We start from the raw sequence: 18,451 nt of genomic DNA on the forward strand, positions 1-18,451 counted from the left end.
GAACGAGATGAGCGCACAGGTCCTCGACGGCAAGGCGGTGGCCCGGGCGGTCCTGGACGAGACCGCCGAACGGGTGGCCGCCCTGCGCGACCGGGGCAAGGAGACCACCCTGGCGACCGTGCTGGTAGGGGAGGATCCGGCCTCCGCCGCCTACGTCCGCTCCAAGCGCAGGAGGGCCGCCGAGGTTGGCATCCGCTCAGTCCATCATGAACTCGCCGGTGACGTGTCCCAGCAGCGGGTGGTGGACCTTCTCCGGGGCCTCAATGAAGATCCTTCCGTGGACGGCATCCTGCTCCAGCTCCCGCTCCCGGAGGGGTTGGACGACCAGGGCACCGCGCTCGAGATCGATCCGGCTAAGGATGTGGACGGCCTCCATCCCACCAACCTCGGGATGATCGTTCTGGATCGTCCCGTGTTTGCACCCTGCACGCCCAGCGGATGCCTCCGCATCCTCGCCCACTACGACATTCCCGTCCGGGGTGCGAACGTCGTGGTGGTCGGGCGGTCCTTCCTGGTCGGACGGCCCCTGGCCCTGCTCCTGGCGGCGCGCGGCGCCGACGCGACGGTCACGATCGCTCACTCCCGCACGGAGGATCTGGCCGGTATCACCCGCCGGGCCGACATCGTGGTGGCGGCGGTCGGCAGGCCGGAGATGGTGACCGCCCGCTATGTTCGCGAGGGCGCCGTGGTGATCGACGTCGGCATCAACCGGACCGCAGCGGGATCGCTGGTGGGGGATGTCAAGTATGACGAGGTGGCGGAGGTGGCGTCCGCCATCACCCCGGTACCGGGCGGGGTCGGTCCCATGACCGTGGCCATGCTCATGCACAACACCGCAACAGCATCAGAGTTGCGCTCCCGGACGAGCTAAGAGCGCCGAGTCCTCAGGCGATGAAGGCAAGGGAGCGGGCCCGGCGGTGGCTTACGGACCAAGGGCGGTGATCGGCACCACGGTCACGCCGTCAGGATGTTCGTAGCCGTAGCCTCCCGAAGTGATCACCACCAGCCGGGCGGGCTCGCCCGTTCGGCTGGCGTCGACTCGCTTGCGAAGTCGTCCGAGAGTACGAACGGCCTGATGGATGGCCGACTCGCCTCCGAGCTTGACCTCTACTGCGATCCAGCGACCGTCGGCGCGCTTCACGATGGCGTCCACTTCCAAGCCGTCACTGTCGCGGTAATGCGAGATTTCGCATCGGGCGGGTTGGCCGTACACCCGCAGGTCGCGCACTACCAGTGACTCGAAGAGCAGTCCGGCGAACTTGAGGTCTGCCATGACCGCTTCGGGCATTAAACCCAGGGCGGCTGCGGCGAGCGAAGGATCCGTATAGTGGCGCTTCGGCGCGTTGCGTAGCGCTGAACGGGAAGTGATGTGTGGCCTCCAGGCCGGAAGGTCTTCCACGACGAACAGGCGCGCCAGAGCAGCTATGTAGGACGAGACCGTTTTGCGGTCGATGCCGGGATCGTCGCCCGAGGTGTCGGCCGCAAGGGTGGCGAAGCTCGCTTCGCTCGCGATGTTGCGGGCCAGAGATTGGAGCAGTCTGCGCACACCGGCGGGGTTACGAGCCACGCCGTCCACTCTCGACACGTCGGTGCGGCTGATCTCGTCAAGGTAGCCCCTCAACGCTCGAAGCGCCGAGGGGGGATCAGCGCGGCTGCTGACCAACGCCGGCCATCCGCCCCGGCAGGCCAGGGCCATGATCTCGCCCAAGTGATGGCCCGAGTTACGGGCCGTGCGCCGACCCGGATCGAAGAGTCCGGCGAGCGACACGCTGCCGCTGGACTCGCCGGACTCGAACAGGCTCATGGGCCGCATGCGGACCCGTAGCACCCTGCCCGCTCCCGAGTGGCGGGTGATGTCGTCGGGCGGATCGGCGGATCCTGTGAGGATGAACTGGCCGGGTCGCCCGCGGTCGTCACAGGCGCGCCGCATCGGATTCCAGATGTCAGGGGCGAGTTGCCACTCGTCGAGCAGCAGCGGGGGCGGCGCGTCAAGTAGCGTTGCCGGATCCACGTTGGCTGCAAGCCGAGCCTGCACCGAGGCGTCCATCAGCACCTCGTCGGCTGCGAACCGTCGACCAGTCCATGTCTTGCCGCAAGCCCGTGGCCCCTCGATCAGCACCGCTGGCGAGGCCCGTAGCGACGCGCGCATCTCGGTGTCCACCACCCGTGGTAGGCACTCTCTCGGCGCTGATCCGCTGCGCTCATGGCCGGCCGCGGTGGCCGGACGATCCTCTCTCATCTCACCACTCTAGTCGTTACCCCATAAATAGGGGTGTTATGTCCCCATTTATGGGGTAACGGTGCCGTCACGGCTCATGCGGGGCATGAGAGAGAGCCGGGTCGCATCGGCTGATTGCAAGTTTGACCTCCGGCTGATTGTAAGTCTGGTCCGCGGCGGACAGGTAGCCGGGTTCTCATCCGCGCCTTGGGATGCTGCACCAACTGGCCTAGAACCTGGCCGTGCGGACTACGCACTCTGACACGGGTGGCTCGCCGGTACGCACCTCCACGCCGCGCTCGCCGAGAGGGAACAGGAGCCCGTTCACCACCTGCCATGCGTGAGGGGACGGGTCAGCGGCGAGCAGCCACAGGGGTGGGACCAGGTCGGTAAAGGAGACCGAAGGCCGGGAGGCCAGGGCCAGGGCGTGGGCCCGTCCCACCGAAGTCTCCACCAGACCACCGATCTTGACACCCACCCCGGCCGAGGAGAGCATCTCGATCGCCGCCAGCGTCGCGGCCGGTCCCAGGATGCCGGGTTTCAGGCTGACGAGGTCGGCAGCCTCCTGCTCGATGATCCGCTCGACCGCCTCCGCTGAAGTGGCCGGCTCGTCGAGGCAGATCGGGGTAGCCAGGTGCCGGCGCAACCCGGCGTGGCCCTCCAGGTCCGCAGGCGGCAACGGTTGCTCAAGGTAGGCCAGGCCCAGTCCGTCCAGCTCCGCCGGCGACTGGTCGTCCAAGCTGTAACTGCCGTTGGCATCCGCGGCCACCGTAAGGCCGGGGAATTGCTCGCGAACCGCTCGCAGGCGGTCGACGTCCCTTCCGGGCTCGATCTTGATCTTCACTTGCCGGGCGCCTGCGTCGATCATCCGCCCGACCCGGACCACCGTCCGGTCGGGTGACTCCTCAAGACCGATGGCCGCGCACGCCATCGACGGCCGTCCGGTCCCGCCCAGATGGGACCACAGCGGGATTCCAGCCCGTCGGGCGTCCAGGTCTGCCAGTGCCTGTTCGACGGCGGCGGCGGCCGTGGCGGGAAGCGCCTCACCGAGCACACCGGCGCCCCTGGCGGTGAGCGCCTCCCATACATCCTCCACGGTCTCGGGTGTGTAAGCGGGATAGGGCGCCGCCTCCCCCCAGCCGGTTATCCCTTCCTCGGTGACTCCGACCAGCACGACCCGGCGTTCAGAGATGGCCGCCAGGGAGCTGGAGAATCGGTGGTCGAGAGGGATGCACAGCTCGACCAGATGTAGGAAGCGGGACATACCGCCAGGATACCGATGGGCATGCAGACCACTAGGCTCAGCGCGCGCCGGGATAAGGACCTGAGCGCAGACAGGAGTTGCCATGCCGGACCGCATCACTATGGGAGAAGCGGGGCTGGAGGTTCCCGATGAGCCGATCGTTCCGTTCATCGAGGGCGACGGGATCGGACCGGACATCTGGCGAGCCGCCAGGCAGGTGTTCGATGCCGCGGTCGAGCATGTCTACGGGGGTGGTCGCCGGATAGCCTGGCACGAGGTCTATGCCGGAGAGACATCCTTCAAGAGAAGCGGCGAGTGGCTCCCGGACGAGACGATCGAGGCCTTCCAGGAATACCTCGTGGGGATCAAGGGCCCGCTCACCACTCCGGTCGGGGGCGGGATCCGGTCCTTGAACGTCACGATCCGCCAGACCCTCGACCTGTACGCCTGCCTCCGGCCGGTTCGGTGGTACCGGGGCATTCCCTCGCCGATCCGCACCCCGCACTTGGTGGACATGGTCATCTTCCGGGAGAACACCGAGGATGTGTACGCCGGTATGGAGGTGGAGGAGGCCAGCGACGAGGCCGGAAGGCTGATCGCGTTTCTGGCCGACGAGTTCAACTGGAAGATCAGGCCGGATTCCGGCGTGGGCATCAAGCCCATATCCGACGGTGGTTCAAAGCGCCTCGTGCGCGCCGCGATCCAGTATGCCGTGACGTTCGGGCGGCGTTCCGTCACCCTCGTCCACAAGGGCAACATCATGAAGTTCACGGAGGGCGCGTTCCGCAACTGGGGTTACGAGGTGGCCCGGGAGGAATTCCCCAAAGAGACCGTCACGTGGGAGGAGTGCGGGGGAGAGCCGGGCGACAAGATCCTGATCCAGGACGTGATCGCGGACGCCATGTTGCAGCAGGTTTTGACCCGTCCCGCCAACTACGACGTCATCGCCACCACCAACCTGAACGGCGACTACCTGTCGGACGCTCTGGCCGCGCAGGTGGGTGGCATCGGCCTGGCGCCGGGAGGGAACATCAACTACGCCACCGGCCACGCCGTGTTCGAAGCCACCCACGGCACCGCCCCCAAGTACGCCGGCCTGGACAAGGTCAATCCGGGCTCCGTAATCCTGTCAGGCGCCAACATGCTCCGCTACATGGGGTGGAGGGGGGCCGCCGATCTGATCGAAGCCAGCCTGGAGGCGGTGATAGGGGATCGGATCGTCACCTACGATCTGGCCCGGCTGATGAAGTACTCAACCGAGGTCTTGACTTCCGAGTTCGCCGCCGCCTTGGTGGAGCGGATGCCGATCATCGAACGCTACGCCGCCATGAGCGGAACCCGCCGGGCGCCCAGCCATATCCGGGCCTACATGTAGGATCGGATCGGATCCGACCAGGGAGAGAACCGGACGTGACAAGTCCCCGATCGAAGAAGATCACGGTTGTGGGCGCGGGCAAATACGGGTCTACCACCGCCCAACGGCTGGCGGCCATGGACATCGCCAACGAGGTGGTGATGACCGACATCGTGGAAGGGTTGCCCCAAGGCTTGGCGCTGGACATGAACCAGTCGCGCCCCGTCGAGCGATACCGCACCCGGGTGATCGGATCCAACGGCTTCGAAGAGACGGCGGGAAGCGATGTCGGCATCATCACGGCCGGGCTGGCCCGCAAGCCGGGAATGTCCCGCATGGACCTCCTGGCGGTCAACGCCAAGATCGTGCGGCAGGTCACCAGAGAGCTGGTTGACCGGTCCCCGGATGTAACCATCATCGTGGTGACCAACCCGCTGGATCAGATGACCGTCCTCGCAGCCGAGGTGAGCGGCCTGCCTCGCCACCGAGTGATGGGACAGGCCGGCGTCCTCGACTCGTCCCGCTTCGCCCACTTCATAGCCGAGCGCCTGGAGGTGGACATCCTCACGGTCGAGGCTCTGACCCTCGGTAGCCACGGCGCGACCATGGTCCCGGTGCCGTCCCAGTGCTTCGTGGACGGGAGGCCCCTGCAGGGGATACTCGCTCAGGATGAGATCGACGCGCTGGTGGAGAGAACCCGCGGTGGGGGAGCCGAGATCGTCGCCTACCTTAAGACCGGCAGCGCGTTCTACGCCCCCTCGTCGGCGGCGGCGATCATGGCCCGGGCGATCCTCTCCGACGAGGGCAGGGTGACACCGGTATGCGCGTGGCTCACGGGTGAATACGGGCTGTCGGACATCTACCTGGGTGTCCCGGCCCGTCTCGGCGCAGCGGGAGTGGAGGAGATCGTCGAACATGACCTCACCTCCACGGAGCGAGCCGGCCTCCACGCCGCGGCCGCGGCGGTGCGCGACAAGGTCGAGGAGATGGAAACGCTCCTCCGCGCCTGAAAGTGTTCGTGTCGTCCGGCAATAGGGGAGGCAAGATGAACAAACGCGATCTGGCAGATGTGGTTGCCTACGAGACCGGAATGTCCCGGAACCGGGCCTTGGCGAGTGTCAACGTGGTGTTCGAGACCATCGCGGAAGCGCTCCGGGAGGGAGCAGATGTCCGCATCACCGGGTTCGGCACGTTCAAGGTAAGCCATCGCAAGGCTCGGACCGGCCGCAATCCCCGGACAGGTGAGGCGGTCGAGATTCCGGCCACCAGGTCCCCCGCCTTCAAGCCCTCCAAGGCCGTCAAGGATCGCATCAACAGGTAGTGGTCTGCCTGCGAAACGGCGAGTCGTGCTCTGCTTTGCCGCCGACGTCCCGTCGCTGCGTTCCGCTTCCTCAACGGACCGCTGCGGGTACGCCTTCGTCAGCGGGCCTTGCGAGGAACATCGCCGGCTGGCGCATACCACGCCGCCGGTCCACAGACAGACCACAGTGGTCTGCGTGCGAAACGGCGAGTCGTGTTCTGCTTGTCGCCGACGTCCCGTCGCTGCGTTCCGCTTCCTCAACGGACCGCTGCGGGTACGCCTTCGTCAGCGGGCCTTGCGAGGAACATCGCCGGCTGGCGCATACCACGCCGCCGGTCCACAGACAGACCACAGTGGTCTGCGTGCGAAACGGCTGGGCGTGTTCTGCTTGCCGCCGACGTCCCGTCGCTGCGTTCCGCTTCCGTCCGGTCGCCGCAGCCGGCGTTGTGGCTCAGTACTCGACCTCGAGCCCGGAGACGGCGTCCGCCAGGTGATCCAGCGCACGCTGGTTCATTAGCAGCTTTGCGACATTGCCCGAGATGGCCAGTTTCCCGCTGAAGAAGGCGCTCTGGATCTTCAGCGTCCCCTGCGAGATGGCCGCCGCGGTGGTGTAATCCGTCCTCACGGTGAGGTCCGGCTTGCTGTGGGTTCCGATTGCCAGGGAGGCATCACCGGCGCCCACATCGAGGTAGTACCGGGCAACAGTCCCGTCGGGGACCTGCTCGATCTCGAACTGCACCGAGAACTCGACATCCTCGACCGCGGGCGCGAAGCCAGGATGGTCGCGCACCGCCCCGGTCACCTGTTCGGCCCACGCGGCGCTCAGGAACCTAGCTGCCACGGGGGCTATCTCCATGCCGACCCATCACCGCCGCCCTCCTAGTTTTCGGTTGCGTATCTTGGACAGTAGGTAGTCGCGGTTCATCAGGGCGATGTTGTCCAGCGAGATCCCCTTGGGGCAGGCCGGCTCACATTCCCCGTGGTTGGAGCAGGAGCCGAAGTACTCCTCCATTGTCTCCACCATACGCTCGACTCGCATCCAGCGCTCGGGTTGGCCCTGCGGCAACAGGTTGAGGTGGGCGACCTTGGCGGCGGTGAAGAGTTGGCCCGCTCCGTTGGGACAGGCGGCCACGCAGGCTCCGCATCCGATGCAGGCCGCCGCGTCCATGGCGGCGTCAGCGGTCTCCTTGGGGACCGGTATCAGGTTGGCCTCGGGCGCCGATCCGGTCGGAGCGCCGATATAGCCGCCTGCTTCGATGATCCGGTCGAATGCCCCACGATCCACCACCAGGTCGCGGATGATCGGAAAGGAGGTGGCCCGCCACGGCTCGATCACGATGGTGTCGCCATCCGAGAACTCCCGCATGTGGAGTTGGCATGTCGCCGTGCTCCCCTGCGGTCCGTGCGCCCGGCCGTTGATCATCAGACCGCACGATCCGCAAATGCCTTCCCTGCAGTCGTGATCGAAGGCGATCGGTTCGCGACCTCCGGTCACGAGCCGCTCGTTGACCAGATCGAGCATCTCGAGGAACGACATGTCCTGGTGAATGCCGGCGGCTTCGTAGGTCTCGAACCGGCCCTCGGCCCCGGGTCCGTCCTGGCGCCATACCCGCAACGTCAGATGCATCCGGCCTCTCCTACTTGTAGCTGCGCTGGGTCGGCTTGACGTATTCGAAGCTCAGCTGCTCCTCGTGCAGGGCGGGTTCCTGGCCGTCGGCCCAACCCCAGGCCGCCACGTAGGAGAAGTTGGCGTCGTCCCGCCTGGCCTCCCCGTCATCCGTCTGGTGCTCGACGCGGAAATGGCCACCGCAGGACTCCTCACGGTGAAGGGCGTCCACGCACATGAGGCGCGACAGCTGCAGGAAATCATCCACCCTGCCTGCCTTCTCGAGGGACTGGTTGAGGGTGCTGCTGGTGCCCGGAACTCGCACGTCCCTGTCGAACTCCTCTTTGAGGGAGTCGATGTCCGAGATAGCCCGGCGCAATCCCTCCGCGCTCCGCTCCATGCCGCAGTGTTCCCACAGCACCTTCCCCAGCTCCCGATGGAACCAGTCCACCGACCGCGAGCCCCCGACAGACAGGTAACGCTCGGTCTGGTCGGCCACCTGTCGCTCCGTCTCGACGAATGCCGGATCGTCGCTCGGGATTAGGGCTTCTCCCAGCTGAGGCGCTAGGTAGTCGCCCAGCGTATATGGGACGACGAAGTAGCCGTCCGCCAGGCCCTGCATGAGGGCCGAGGCGCCCAACCGATTGGCTCCGTGGTCGGAGAAGTTGGCCTCTCCCAGCGCGTACAGCCCGGGGATGGTGGTCATGAGGTTGTAGTCCACCCAGAGCCCGCCCATCGTGTAGTGCATGGCCGGATATATGCGCATGGGCGTCTCGTAAGGGTTCTCACCGGTGATGCGGTGGTACATGTCGAAGAGATTGCCGTACCGTTCCCGGACGGTGTCCTGCCCGAGCCGCCCGAGGGCCTCCTTGAAGTCGAGGTAGACGCCGTTGGCGAGGGGCCCGACCCCTTTACCCCGGTCCACCTCGACCTTGGCGGCCCGGGAGGCCACGTCACGGGGCACCAGGTTGCCGAAGGCCGGGTAGCGCCGCTCGAGGTAATAGTCCCGGTCTGGTTCCCCGATGTCATCCGGCGGTCGGGCCTCGCCTGCCCGGACCGGTACCCAGATCCGTCCGTCGTTGCGCAACGACTCGGACATGAGGGTTAGCTTGGACTGGAACTCGTCCGAGGCGGGAATGCAGGTGGGATGGATCTGCGTGTAGCAGGGGTTGGCGAACAGGGCGCCCCTGCGATGGGCGCGCCACACTGCGGTGACGTTGGACTTCATCGCGTTGGTCGAGAGGTAGAAGACGTTGCTGTAGCCGCCCGTGGCCAGGAGCACGGCGTGCCCCGCATGGGAAGCGATCTCCCCGCTGACCAGGTCGCGGGTGACGATGCCCACGGCTCGCCCGTCCTTCACCACCACATCCAGCATCTCGGTCTGGGTATGAAGCTCCACCGTGCCGCGGTCGACCTGGCGCATCATCGCCTGGTACGCCCCAAGCAGGAGTTGCTGGCCGGTCTGGCCCCGGGCGTAGAAGGTGCGGGAGACCTGCGCCCCGCCGAATGACCGGTTCGCCAGGAGCCCACCGTATTCCCGGGCAAAGGGAACGCCCTGCGCGGTGCACTGATCGATGATCTCCACCGAGAGCTGAGCTAGGCGGTAGACGTTCGACTCCCGCGACCGGTAGTCGCCGCCCTTCACGGTGTCATAGAACAGCCGGTGGATCGAATCGCCGTCGTTGGGGTAGTTCTTCGCGGCGTTGATGCCGCCCTGGGCGGCGATGGAATGCGCCCGGCGCGCCGAGTCATGGAAGGTATACGCCTTGACCCGGTAGCCGAGCTCGGCCAGCGTGGCGGCCGCTGAGGCACCCGCCAGGCCGGTACCGACCACGATGATGGTGAAGTGCCTCTTGTTGGCCGGGCTGACCAGGCTTATCGAGGTCCGGTGGTTGTCCCAGCGCTCGTTGATCGCTCCCGACGGGATCCTGGCGTCCAGCATGCGTAGGTCGCCCTCCACCACTACGACACGATGTCCAGGGCGACGCCGACCGGAACGGACAGGAACCCTGCCACCACCACTGTGGCGAAGGCATGTGCGAACGTCCGGCGGAAGCGGTTGAAGCGCGGGTTGTTGATGCCCAGGCTCTGGAACAGGCTCCACGCCCCGTGCCAGATGTGGAAGGCCAGAGCTACCTGAGCCACCACGTACAGTGTCCACACCGGCCACCGGCTAAGGCTCGACACCAGGTTGTGGTAGACGGACCCGCGCACGAACTCCGGATTGACGGCTTCCACGCCGACGGTCAGGTCCGCCAGATGCCATGCCAGGAAGAGCAGCACGATCACTCCGCTCCAGCGCATGGTCCGGCTGGCGTAGCGGGCCGCCAGGTAGTCCCGCGGCGACTGGTACTTGGTCTCCCTGGCCGACCGGTTGCTACGGGTGAGGGCGAAGGCGGCGTGGATGTGGATCAAGAAGGCAGCCGCAAGGGGGATGCGGAGGAACGCCCACAGGACCAGGGTGCGGGGGAACAGTGGCTCTCCCAGATCGCGCAGACCCTCGCCGTACTCATCGATGCGGAAGGTGGCTCCGTGCGCGCCCTCGAAGACGTGAAGGTTTCCGATCATATGGCCCAGCACGAACAACAGCAGGACCACGCCGCTGATCGCCATGGCGTACTTCTTGCCGGTATCGGTGCGATAGATGGAGACGATCCAGGGCGCCTGCCGGGCCTGCTCCCGTATGGCGCGCCTCAGGTTGAGCATGTCGCTACTTTACCGGCTCCCGGCTTCCCCCAATTTGCGGTCCGTACGTCGCCGGTAGCGTTTAGAGTCGGAACCGGCTTGACGCCCGCCGCGAGTGCCAACTATATTACAATGGCGTAATTGCGCGTGTGTAAGTAGGGGTGGACATTGCGGCGCGAACTCATTGATGCGCTTGCCGTTGAGCAGGTCGGTTGGAAGGAATACGCCAACTGCCTCGGCGCCCATCACGATCTCTTCTTCCCGGACCGTGGAGCATCGACTCGGGCTGCCAAGCAGATCTGCGCCGAGTGCCAGGTGCGGGTTGACTGCCTCGAATATGCCGTGACCCGAGGGGAGAAGTTCGGCATCTGGGGTGGTCTCTCGGAGCGGGAGCGGAGGAAGATCCGCAAGCAGCGAGCTGCTGAGGCTCTCCAGCGCGCCGTCTCATGAATATTTCCCAATTTCACGGGCCCACAGTTACAGTAAGGGGATGACACCTTCCCCGTTAGCCCTAATTGCCCGGAATCGCGCACTCTGGCTCCTGTGCGCTGCCGTGTTCGCCCTGGCAGCGTGTTCCTCCGATCCCGAGGAAGTCCCTCCTGAGACCTCCTCTGCGCCCGATACGACGACGGCTGTCCTCCTGACCACCACCACGACCGCCGCGGGGACGCAGGTGGATACCACCGCGCCGACCACGACCACCACCATGCCCGACGAGGAGTTCCCCGGCCCGGCCGTTCTGGCCTATCTCGAAGACCTGCGGGACATCGCAGTGGCCACCGGCCAGGTGGCGCTGGAAATGCGAGCAGCCAACAACGACTGGGATAATCGATCGGTTACCGGCGTCGACTTCGGCGAGACAGAGGGGTCCCTGGTGGGCATCAGGGACCGGGCCCGCCAACTCCGTGACGCTGTCGGGTTGCTGGAGCCGCCCACCCAGTTCGGCCTTCAGGTGGAACATCAGACGGCTTGGGAGGCGTCCGGGGAGATGGCGGATGCCGCGGTGGAGGCGCTGGCCGGGCTGAGGTCTCCGGACACCGGGGAGCGGCGCCGGGCGGCTCTCGGTGACTTCATCGTCTCGTTCGAGCGCTTCAACGGAGCGGTAGGGCGCATTGTCGACATCATCGGCGTCGGTGCCGGTATCGACCTTCCGACCATCACGGTCGCGACCACGGCGGCCACCACGACTACCACCACGACTGCCGCGGACACCACCGCCACTACCGCGGGCACGACTACCACGGGCGCCACGACGACTACGGTTGCGGCCTCGACCACGACCACCCTGCCGGCGGCTGTCGAGCACAGCATCGTCGACAGCGGAGAAGCCGCCGACCCGGTCCGGGTCTGGCTGACCGTCTCGGTGGAGGCCGGCACGACCAAGGACCAGTTGGGGCGGTTGGGTACCCGGCTGGCCACCGAGTACCGGCTCTCACGCGAGTATCAAGCCCTCGTGATCCACTTCGTTCGCTTCCCCGAGGGCATAGCCACGCTCGGGAGATGGACCGATGCGCCCCACGGCGACTGGGACCGGGCCGACGAGGCGACCAAGGGTGATTACTCCACCCACCAGATCGTGGACCGGACCATCGAGAAGGACTGGTCCTTGCTTCCGACGGATGATCAGATGGACGTCCTCCGCAAGTACAACGACTACCGGGTCCAGTACGAGATCGAGAACGAAGTGTCACCGTCCGACGCCGAGTTGATCCCGCTGGCCGCCAGCTATCTCGGTCTCGACGAGGCCGTCATCCAGGCTGCCATCGACGCCTGGAGTACATGGGTGGCGTAGCCGCCACCGGCGACAGTGTGCTGATCCGATCGTCCCGAGCGTTCAAGGTGTTGACCGGGCTTCGCTGTTATCATGGTCCCCAAGGGAAGGGAGACTAAGGATGATTCCCAAGATCCAAGGTGGCGAGATCATCGTTATCCTCGTGGTGATCCTGCTCCTGTTCGGTGCCAGGAAACTTCCGGAATTGGCGCGTTCGCTCGGCAGTTCGGCTCGTGAGTTCCGCAAGGGAATCGAGGAGGGCCGCACCGAGGAGCAGGACGAAGCGGCACCCACCGCGACGACGATCTCCGATTCCAACACGACCACTTCCGGCACTGAGACCTAGCGCCCTTAACGCTGATCCCCGAGCAGCCGGTGGCGTGTGGTTGCCGGCGGCCAGTTGGCGACCTGGAGGCAATCAGGTTTCTTGTGGCCCTTTAGGGCTGTTGGGTCGTCCGTGTCGTCCCTGGGTCACAACATTCACTGACCACTGACCACTGGATCAGTTCGAAAGGGCGGTCAGGTAGTCCTCGAACTGGCGGGCGACCAGGATCTCCTCCGATCGGATCATGTCGGTCACGGTCCCTTTTGCGTTCAGTACGAAGGTGGAGCGCATCGCTGCGCCGAAAGTGTCGTTGAAGACGCCGTAGGCCTTGGAAGTCTCGCCGTGTGGCCAGTAGTCGCTCAGCACCGGATACTCGATCCCTTCCCGTCTGGCCCACTCATCATTGCTGAACCGGGTGTCGCAGGTGATGGCGACCACGTTGGCACCGAGCTCCTGCAGCTGTCCCAGGTTCTCCTGCAGCTCGCAGAGCTCGTCGGTGCATACCCCGGTGAAGGGGAACGGGATGAACACCAGCAGGGTCTTGTTACCGCGCAGGGACTCCAACGTGACCTGCTCGTTATTGGTGTCCGGCAAGGAGAACGCCGGTGCCTGCTGTCCTATTTCGATGGCCATTTCACTCCTCGTTTCGGCTCCGGGCAATACTATCGGCGCCGCGCATACCCTCAGCCGGAGAAGGGGTCGTCCAGCAGGACCCTTGCCGCCCAGCCCGTCACATCATCGAGTTCCTGTGGCGATGGCAGGTTGGCCGGGCCTCCCCAGACTCTCCGCACCGCTTCCGGCCCCCAGCGCGTAACTACCTCGGCACAGAACTCGGTGCCCCGGCCCTGGACACCTGCGGACGAGCCTGCCCGGAGCGTCCCCGCGTCGTCCGACCGCTCCTGCCGCATCGCCAGCTGCTCAGCCATAGCGGATCGGATGGTCGCGAGGTCGGGAAGCAACCCGGTCGAGACCTGTTCGACCAGGTAGGCGCCGTATCCTTCCACCACGGTCATGGCGGCATGGGCCTCCTCCAGACGCATCTCATCCACCCCGCCTCCGAACAGGGCGTTCATCCCTCCCGGTTGGGCGAACGCTTCCTCGAGACGGGCCGGGTCGGCGAGAGCCTCCTGCCAGACACCGAGCGCGCCGGTGTCGAGGTCCATCGAGTTGACCAGCGATCCGAACAGATCGATCAGATGGGGTCGCACCCACGACTGGCGCAGCAGCCCCTCGTGGACCGACTCGTGGAGCGCCACCCACAGCCTGACCTGGCGCGGGTCGAGGCTGTGATCGGCAGCGAAGTTCTCTATGTTCGGGACATGGAAGGTGATCCCTACCGGCTTGGCGACCGGCAGCCCTGCATCGAACGAGCCGAGCACCTGCGTACTCAGCGTGCCCACCAGCGCACCCGCGTTCATCCCCAGCAGCACCGGTCCGAGGGGCTTCATCATTCCGCCGAACGGGCCTGATCCCATCCCGTCCAGGCGGTCCGCCATCGGATCCACGAGGTAGCGGAAGGAGCGGAGGTGAAGCCGCGCCCATTCCTTCCGACCGACCAGGACAGGCTCGAGAGTCGGGTCCGTGGCCAGGCCGGTGGCGGCCGGCACCTTCAACTGGGCCAGGCGGGCAAGTTCCAGGTATTCGTCGGCAACCCAGGGATCGATGGGCTCGGGACCACCCGAGACATGGCCGGCCAGTTGCTCGGCCAGGTCCCAGTTGACGGGGCCCGGCCGGCTGAGCAGCCTCATCAGCTCGTCGAGGAGGTTGCGATCCGTCATTGCGCCCTCCTACAAGATCAGTCGGAGCGTCCCTCCGAGGGTAGTGGTGTGACTCGGAATAGCTTGGCGTGATCTGTTTGCCGTCGGCGTTTCGTCGCTGCGTTCCGCTTCCTCGACGGACCGCTGCGGGTACGCCTTCGTCAGCGGGCCTTGCGAGTAACGCCGCCGGCTGGCGCATATCCCACCGCCATCCCGAGTCACACCACTGTGGTGTGCTTCGGAATAGCTTGGCGTGATCTGTTTGCCGTCGGCGTTTCGTCGCTGCGTTCCGCTTCCTCGACGGACCGCTGCGGGTACGCCTTCGTCAGCGGGCCTTGCGAGTAACGCCGCCGGCTGGCGCATATCCCACCGCCATCCCGAGTCACACCACTGTGGTGTGCTTCGGAATAGCTTGGCGTGATCTGTTTGCCGTCGGCGTTTCGTCGCTGCGTTCCGCTCTCTCAACAAACCGCTCTTCCCATAGGAGGGTGCTGAACAAGACGGGGACAGGTGGCCCGCGATGCTCTGATCGGGGGTGTATCGCCGGAGATCGGGCCGACGGGACGTCTTTCGGTACCCTCCTACACTCCGGCTCATGGAATCTCCGCAGCCGCCGGAGCGGGCTCGATGCCGGGTACGGGTCTCCGCTCGACCCATCGATCCGCGCGCTCTCGTCAGCGAAGTGAGCGGGCCGCCGAGTGGGGCCATCGCCCTCTTCCTGGGCACCGTGCGGGACCATTCTCCCGGACGGCTGGGGATTACTCACCTCGAATACGAGGCCTACGAGACCCATGTGGTTGCCAGGATCGAGGAGATCGTCGAAGAGGCTACGGCCCGGTGGCCCCTGAACGGGGTGGTGGTCGAGCACCGGGTCGGCCGGGTGGAACTGACCGAGGCTTCGGTGGCCGTCGCCGTGGCCTGTGCCCATCGCGCCGAAGCGTTCGAAGCCGCCCGCTACTTGATCGACGAACTCAAGTCCCGCGCCCCCATATGGAAAAAGGAAGTCTGGCCGGACGGAGAAGCCTGGTCCGCGGGCTCCTAGTCGTCCGATCGGTTTACAAGTTTCCAGGCTACGGGGGTGGCGCCGGCGGCTAGAAGGATCTTGATGGTGTCACCGATGATGAAGGGGGCCATTCCCTTCTCGACCCCGACCACCAGATCCCAGGAGAAGGTGTACATGAGCCAGGCCGTGCCTAGGGCGTAGATGATGAGATTGCCGGTCAGGAAGGTGCCGACCGAGGTGGCGAGGCGGCGGTCGTGGCGTTGCTCGGCGAGGTAGCCCGTCACGTAGGCGGCCAGAATGAACCCCACCAGGTAGCCGCCGGTTGCCCCGGTGGCGTATTCCCAGCCTCCTTCCCCGCCGGCATAGAAGGGAAGCCCGATCGCCCCGAGGGCGACGTACAGTAACTGGCTGGCAGCCCCCTCCCGGGAGCCGAGAACCGCACCGGTCAGGAGCACGGCGAACGTCTGGCCCGTGATCGGAACGGGGGTGAAGCCCAGCTCGATCCGGATTTGGGCGCAGGCTGCCGTCAGGAGTGCGAAGGCCGCGACCCGAACGGCGGTGGCGACGCGTGCGTCCATATTCCCGAGCGGGATGATCCGGGTGGAAAGCACCTCGGGCTGGTAGCTCATGGGTGGGCTCCTTGGTGTGACTGGGCTTTGGACTCTTTCGGGCCGGAGCGGGTTTCATGGCCATCGGAACGCGACCGGTGGCTCGGCTCCGATGGCCCGGGGCAAGAGTGACAGGCTACCGGGCGTTGATGGTCCGGTGTGCACGGCCGGGGGGTAATCTCGATCAAGCCCTCATGCGAAAACACTCCGAAGCTTCCCCGAACGGTGCGGAGCCTGCCGTGAGCGAGGATGCCCGGCTGCCCGCTGATCGTCTCTGGCCGCTGGCCACAGCGGTCGCGCTGGTCTGTTCGGCGGTGGTGGCCGGGCTCATGTGGTTCGTCACGGTTCCGTACTACGCCATGTGGCCCGGTCCGATCGGCGAGGTGGTCGACTATGTGACCGTCGAAGGAGGTCCCACCGTCCATCCATTGAACGGGGATCTCTACCTGTTGACGGTCAGCCTCCAGGAGGTGAACGCGTATGCCCTGGTGGAAGGCTGGCTGGATCCCGGTGTCGACGTGGTGCCGCGAGACGTGATCCGCCCCGAGGGTGTCACGCCCGAGGAGCATCGGGAGAGGAACCTCCAGATGATGGATGACTCCGTGGACAGCGCCATTCTGGCGGCGCTGGGTTATCTGGGGGTTCCGGTCGAGCGCGCCGAGGACGGGGTGCGGGTCGTCTCGGTGCTGGAGGACGGGCCGGCGGCCGGGATCCTCGAGCCCGGCGATGTGCTGGTGGCGGTGGGACACGCACCGGTCCAGACGCGCGATGAGGCGACCGACGCCATCAGCGCCAGGGAGATCGGGGACATTGTGGTGCTCAGCATCCTGAGGGAGGACGGGCGCCACGACCTCGACGTAATCCTGGGTGATCACCCGGAACAGCCCGGACGCCCGATGGTGGGGGTCGGTCTGGGCGACTACACGCCTCCCGCGGAGCTGCCATTCGAGATCGACATCGACCGGGCCACCTCCGGGGGCGGTCCGTCGGCGGGAATGATGTACGCACTGGGCCTGATCGAACTGCTCACGGAAGAAGATCTGGTCAGGGGGCACATCATCGCCGGTACCGGCACCATCTCTTCGGACGGGCACGTCGGGCCGGTCGGAGGCGTCCGCCAGAAGGTCATCGCCGCCCGGAACGCCGGGGCCCGGTACATCCTGGTGCCTGAGCAGAACTACCCGGACGCACTGGCCGCCGGGTTGGATGGTGTCGAGATTCTCGCTGTTTCCTCGATTGACGAAGCGGTTGAGGCGGTAAGGGGACTTCCGGTCTGACTCTCTTTCTGCCGCGCCCCGTGAACTTATCCCCAAGGCGCGGATCACGGGGTAGAGTTATCCACATATGAACACAGAGATGCCTACCACTGATTCCGAGGAATTGACCTTCAGCCGGACGCTCCTCGGCTATGACCCTCTTGAGGTGCGGGCATTCGTCAGGGAGGCGAATGACCGTATCGCCCGGCTCTCATCTCAGGGGCCTCTCACACCCGACGGGAACGGAGGGGTACAAGAGCGCGAGTTGAGTGGCACCATCGCATCGGCTGTACGGGAGATAGACGAGGTACTGAAGTCGGCGCGACTGGCGGCACAGCGCATCCGCGACACAGCCGAGATCGATGTATCGGACAGCGTGGAGTCGGCTCACCAGCAGGCTCAACAGATCGTGGCCGAGGCTGAGGACGAGGCCTTCACGCTGCGGCAGGTAGCTTGGGAGGCGGCCACGGAAATGCTGGAGGCGGCGAGTTCCGAGGTTGCCGACCTGCGGGCCGAGGCCGAGCGTGATGCCCTCCGGATCATTGACGACGCGGAGCGCCGGTCGACGCGCAAGCTGGCCGCGGCCCGCCGGGACTCGGAGAACGTGCTACAGACGGCGAGAGTGGAGTATGACCGGCTGGTCGAGCTCGCAAGTACGGTGAGTCTGGAGTTGGACGCCGATAGGGGAGACGGTTTGCAGCCGCCGGGCGGCGAGGACTCCGCGTCCGTAACCACGCCGACGAAGCGACTGGTGGTGGAGGTTCCTGCAGAGGACGGGCTTGTCGAGCAGGCAGGTTCAGCGGGCACACCCCAAACGTACGGTGCGATCCGCGTCATTCCGGCCGGTTCGACACCTGCTGAGCCGCCGAGGAGCGGTGAGTCGACGGAGGCCTCCGGCGACGACGACCGCGACATGGAGACCGGCGAGTCCGCCATCCGGCTCGGCTGGGCCGACGGGACGCGGAGCGTTCGGTTGGTCGATACTCCTGCGACGCGAGCCCGAGTCGAGGTGGATGCCGTGGAGATGGCCCGGGAAGTGGCTCGTCTCCGGGCGGGATCGGAGAACGGAGACGAGTCGGAGAACGGAGAACCCGCAGCCGTGGAGCAACCGGATCGTCATGATGGGCCCTCCGAGGCGGACGTGCCGGCTCGGGCCGGAGTGAGGCCCGTTCCCGGCAGTGCGCTCGTCAAGGCTCGTGGTAACGGGAGCGATCCTTCCGCCGGTGCGCCGTCCGAGGACGAGTTGTCGACGCTCTTCTCCCGGTTACGGAGCCAGGTCGAGCGCGCCAACGCCCCGGCATGAGGTAGCGGCCCGCTACCCTCCA

19 protein-coding genes are annotated in these 18,451 nt (G+C 66.0%); 10 read left to right on the forward strand and 9 right to left on the reverse strand.

The genetic code is table 11. From position 1 onward, the window contains the following. Positions 1-7: 7 nt before the first annotated feature. Complete coding sequence (gene folD / locus ACOQPD_RS01265; protein ID WP_420613099.1) at positions 8-871, forward strand: bifunctional methylenetetrahydrofolate dehydrogenase/methenyltetrahydrofolate cyclohydrolase FolD; 864 nt, start codon at positions 8-10, stop codon at positions 869-871. A 51-nt stretch (positions 872-922) separates the two neighbouring features. Here the strand turns inward: folD and ACOQPD_RS01270 are convergent, their stop codons facing one another. Together ACOQPD_RS01270 and ACOQPD_RS01275 are read right to left on the reverse strand one after the other, a co-directional pair. Next, positions 923-2,239 (reverse strand): ATP-binding protein, encoded by a 1,317-nt coding sequence (locus ACOQPD_RS01270; protein WP_420613100.1) that lies wholly within the window; start codon positions 2,237-2,239, stop codon positions 923-925. Between the two features lie 208 nt (positions 2,240-2,447). Then, entirely contained in the window at positions 2,448-3,482 is a 1,035-nt protein-coding gene (locus tag ACOQPD_RS01275) for an enolase C-terminal domain-like protein (protein ID WP_420613101.1), read from the reverse strand. A gap of 82 nt (positions 3,483-3,564) precedes the next feature. On the opposite strand from ACOQPD_RS01275, the gene icd reads away from it, so the two are divergent. Genes icd through ACOQPD_RS01290 form a run of 3 tightly spaced genes read left to right on the forward strand, consistent with a single transcriptional unit; the run spans position 3,565 to position 6,136 of the window. Beyond that, positions 3,565-4,836, forward strand: a complete 1,272-nt coding sequence (icd, locus tag ACOQPD_RS01280) for an isocitrate dehydrogenase (NADP(+)) (RefSeq protein WP_420613102.1) — start codon at positions 3,565-3,567, stop codon at positions 4,834-4,836. A gap of 35 nt (positions 4,837-4,871) precedes the next feature. Next, positions 4,872-5,825, forward strand: coding sequence for a malate dehydrogenase (gene mdh, locus ACOQPD_RS01285; RefSeq protein ID WP_420613103.1), 954 nt, complete (start codon positions 4,872-4,874; stop codon positions 5,823-5,825). A gap of 35 nt (positions 5,826-5,860) precedes the next feature. After that, positions 5,861-6,136, forward strand: coding sequence for an HU family DNA-binding protein (locus ACOQPD_RS01290; protein ID WP_420613104.1), 276 nt, complete (start codon positions 5,861-5,863; stop codon positions 6,134-6,136). Between the two features lie 430 nt (positions 6,137-6,566). On the opposite strand, the gene ACOQPD_RS01295 is transcribed toward ACOQPD_RS01290, so the two are convergent. The 4 genes from ACOQPD_RS01295 to ACOQPD_RS01310 are packed head-to-tail and all read right to left on the reverse strand — an operon-like array spanning position 6,567 to position 10,427. Further along, positions 6,567-6,956 carry an SCP2 sterol-binding domain-containing protein gene (locus ACOQPD_RS01295; protein WP_420613105.1) on the reverse strand — a complete coding sequence of 130 codons (390 nt, stop codon included), beginning with the start codon at positions 6,954-6,956 and terminating at the stop codon, positions 6,567-6,569. A gap of 24 nt (positions 6,957-6,980) precedes the next feature. Continuing rightward, complete coding sequence (locus ACOQPD_RS01300; RefSeq protein ID WP_420613106.1) at positions 6,981-7,742, reverse strand: succinate dehydrogenase/fumarate reductase iron-sulfur subunit; 762 nt, start codon at positions 7,740-7,742, stop codon at positions 6,981-6,983. Positions 7,743-7,752: 10 nt separating this feature from the next. Continuing rightward, entirely contained in the window at positions 7,753-9,663 is a 1,911-nt protein-coding gene (locus ACOQPD_RS01305; protein WP_420613107.1) for a fumarate reductase/succinate dehydrogenase flavoprotein subunit, read from the reverse strand. A gap of 20 nt (positions 9,664-9,683) precedes the next feature. Then, positions 9,684-10,427: a succinate dehydrogenase cytochrome b subunit gene (locus tag ACOQPD_RS01310; protein ID WP_420613108.1), complete on the reverse strand. Its 744-nt coding sequence runs from the start codon at positions 10,425-10,427 to the stop codon at positions 9,684-9,686. 147 nt (positions 10,428-10,574) lie between these two features. Here ACOQPD_RS01310 and ACOQPD_RS01315 point away from each other — a divergent pair, with 147 nt between their 5' ends. From ACOQPD_RS01315 to tatA, 3 genes are all read left to right on the forward strand, one after another. Next, positions 10,575-10,856, forward strand: coding sequence for a WhiB family transcriptional regulator (locus ACOQPD_RS01315; RefSeq protein ID WP_420613109.1), 282 nt, complete (start codon positions 10,575-10,577; stop codon positions 10,854-10,856). 103 nt (positions 10,857-10,959) lie between these two features. Next, positions 10,960-12,198 carry a hypothetical protein gene (locus ACOQPD_RS01320; RefSeq protein ID WP_420613110.1) on the forward strand — a complete coding sequence of 413 codons (1,239 nt, stop codon included), beginning with the start codon at positions 10,960-10,962 and terminating at the stop codon, positions 12,196-12,198. Positions 12,199-12,298: 100 nt separating this feature from the next. Continuing rightward, positions 12,299-12,523 carry a twin-arginine translocase TatA/TatE family subunit gene (tatA, locus tag ACOQPD_RS01325; protein WP_420613111.1) on the forward strand — a complete coding sequence of 75 codons (225 nt, stop codon included), beginning with the start codon at positions 12,299-12,301 and terminating at the stop codon, positions 12,521-12,523. Between the two features lie 156 nt (positions 12,524-12,679). On the opposite strand, the gene ACOQPD_RS01330 is transcribed toward tatA, so the two are convergent. Together ACOQPD_RS01330 and ACOQPD_RS01335 are read right to left on the reverse strand one after the other, a co-directional pair. After that, positions 12,680-13,135, reverse strand: coding sequence for a redoxin domain-containing protein (locus tag ACOQPD_RS01330; RefSeq protein ID WP_420613112.1), 456 nt, complete (start codon positions 13,133-13,135; stop codon positions 12,680-12,682). A gap of 50 nt (positions 13,136-13,185) precedes the next feature. Continuing rightward, positions 13,186-14,280 (reverse strand): zinc-dependent metalloprotease, encoded by a 1,095-nt coding sequence (locus ACOQPD_RS01335; protein WP_420613113.1) that lies wholly within the window; start codon positions 14,278-14,280, stop codon positions 13,186-13,188. Positions 14,281-14,854: 574 nt separating this feature from the next. Here ACOQPD_RS01335 and ACOQPD_RS01340 point away from each other — a divergent pair. Further along, positions 14,855-15,301, forward strand: a complete 447-nt coding sequence (locus tag ACOQPD_RS01340) for a molybdenum cofactor biosynthesis protein MoaE (protein ID WP_420613114.1) — start codon at positions 14,855-14,857, stop codon at positions 15,299-15,301. On the opposite strand, the gene ACOQPD_RS01345 is transcribed toward ACOQPD_RS01340, so the two are convergent. Next, the gene (locus ACOQPD_RS01345) at positions 15,298-15,891 is read right to left on the reverse strand and encodes a biotin transporter BioY (protein WP_420613115.1); all 594 of its coding nucleotides are present in this window, start codon (positions 15,889-15,891) and stop codon (positions 15,298-15,300) included. The genes ACOQPD_RS01340 and ACOQPD_RS01345 overlap by 4 nt on opposite strands. Before the next feature lie 218 nt (positions 15,892-16,109). Between ACOQPD_RS01345 and ACOQPD_RS01350 the strand changes: the two genes are divergently transcribed. After that, positions 16,110-17,147, forward strand: a complete 1,038-nt coding sequence (locus tag ACOQPD_RS01350) for a PDZ domain-containing protein (protein WP_420613116.1) — start codon at positions 16,110-16,112, stop codon at positions 17,145-17,147. Positions 17,148-17,226: 79 nt separating this feature from the next. Beyond that, positions 17,227-18,429, forward strand: coding sequence for a hypothetical protein (locus tag ACOQPD_RS01355; protein WP_420613117.1), 1,203 nt, complete (start codon positions 17,227-17,229; stop codon positions 18,427-18,429). The last annotated feature ends 22 nt before the right edge of the window (positions 18,430-18,451 follow it).

The sequence above is a fragment of the Candidatus Spongiisocius sp. genome, assembly GCF_965221825.1.
Taxonomy (GTDB): Bacteria; Actinomycetota; Acidimicrobiia; order Spongiisociales; family Spongiisociaceae; genus Spongiisocius.

Excerpts from the sequence above, each read along its gene's own strand:
- folD (WP_420613099.1), top strand. The coding sequence starts at position 8 with ATGAGCGCACAGGTCCTCGACGGCAAGGCGGTGGCCCGGGCGGTCCTG.
- ACOQPD_RS01270 (WP_420613100.1), bottom strand. The coding sequence starts at position 2,239 with ATGAGAGAGGATCGTCCGGCCACCGCGGCCGGCCATGAGCGCAGCGGA.
- ACOQPD_RS01275 (WP_420613101.1), bottom strand. The coding sequence starts at position 3,482 with ATGTCCCGCTTCCTACATCTGGTCGAGCTGTGCATCCCTCTCGACCAC.
- icd (WP_420613102.1), top strand. The coding sequence starts at position 3,565 with ATGCCGGACCGCATCACTATGGGAGAAGCGGGGCTGGAGGTTCCCGAT.
- ACOQPD_RS01290 (WP_420613104.1), top strand. The coding sequence starts at position 5,861 with ATGAACAAACGCGATCTGGCAGATGTGGTTGCCTACGAGACCGGAATG.
- ACOQPD_RS01300 (WP_420613106.1), bottom strand. The coding sequence starts at position 7,742 with ATGCATCTGACGTTGCGGGTATGGCGCCAGGACGGACCCGGGGCCGAG.
- ACOQPD_RS01305 (WP_420613107.1), bottom strand. The coding sequence starts at position 9,663 with ATGCTGGACGCCAGGATCCCGTCGGGAGCGATCAACGAGCGCTGGGAC.
- ACOQPD_RS01310 (WP_420613108.1), bottom strand. The coding sequence starts at position 10,427 with ATGCTCAACCTGAGGCGCGCCATACGGGAGCAGGCCCGGCAGGCGCCC.
- tatA (WP_420613111.1), top strand. The coding sequence starts at position 12,299 with ATGATTCCCAAGATCCAAGGTGGCGAGATCATCGTTATCCTCGTGGTG.
- ACOQPD_RS01330 (WP_420613112.1), bottom strand. The coding sequence starts at position 13,135 with ATGGCCATCGAAATAGGACAGCAGGCACCGGCGTTCTCCTTGCCGGAC.
- ACOQPD_RS01335 (WP_420613113.1), bottom strand. The coding sequence starts at position 14,280 with ATGACGGATCGCAACCTCCTCGACGAGCTGATGAGGCTGCTCAGCCGG.
- ACOQPD_RS01340 (WP_420613114.1), top strand. The coding sequence starts at position 14,855 with ATGGAATCTCCGCAGCCGCCGGAGCGGGCTCGATGCCGGGTACGGGTC.
- ACOQPD_RS01345 (WP_420613115.1), bottom strand. The coding sequence starts at position 15,891 with ATGAGCTACCAGCCCGAGGTGCTTTCCACCCGGATCATCCCGCTCGGG.
- ACOQPD_RS01355 (WP_420613117.1), top strand. The coding sequence starts at position 17,227 with ATGCCTACCACTGATTCCGAGGAATTGACCTTCAGCCGGACGCTCCTC.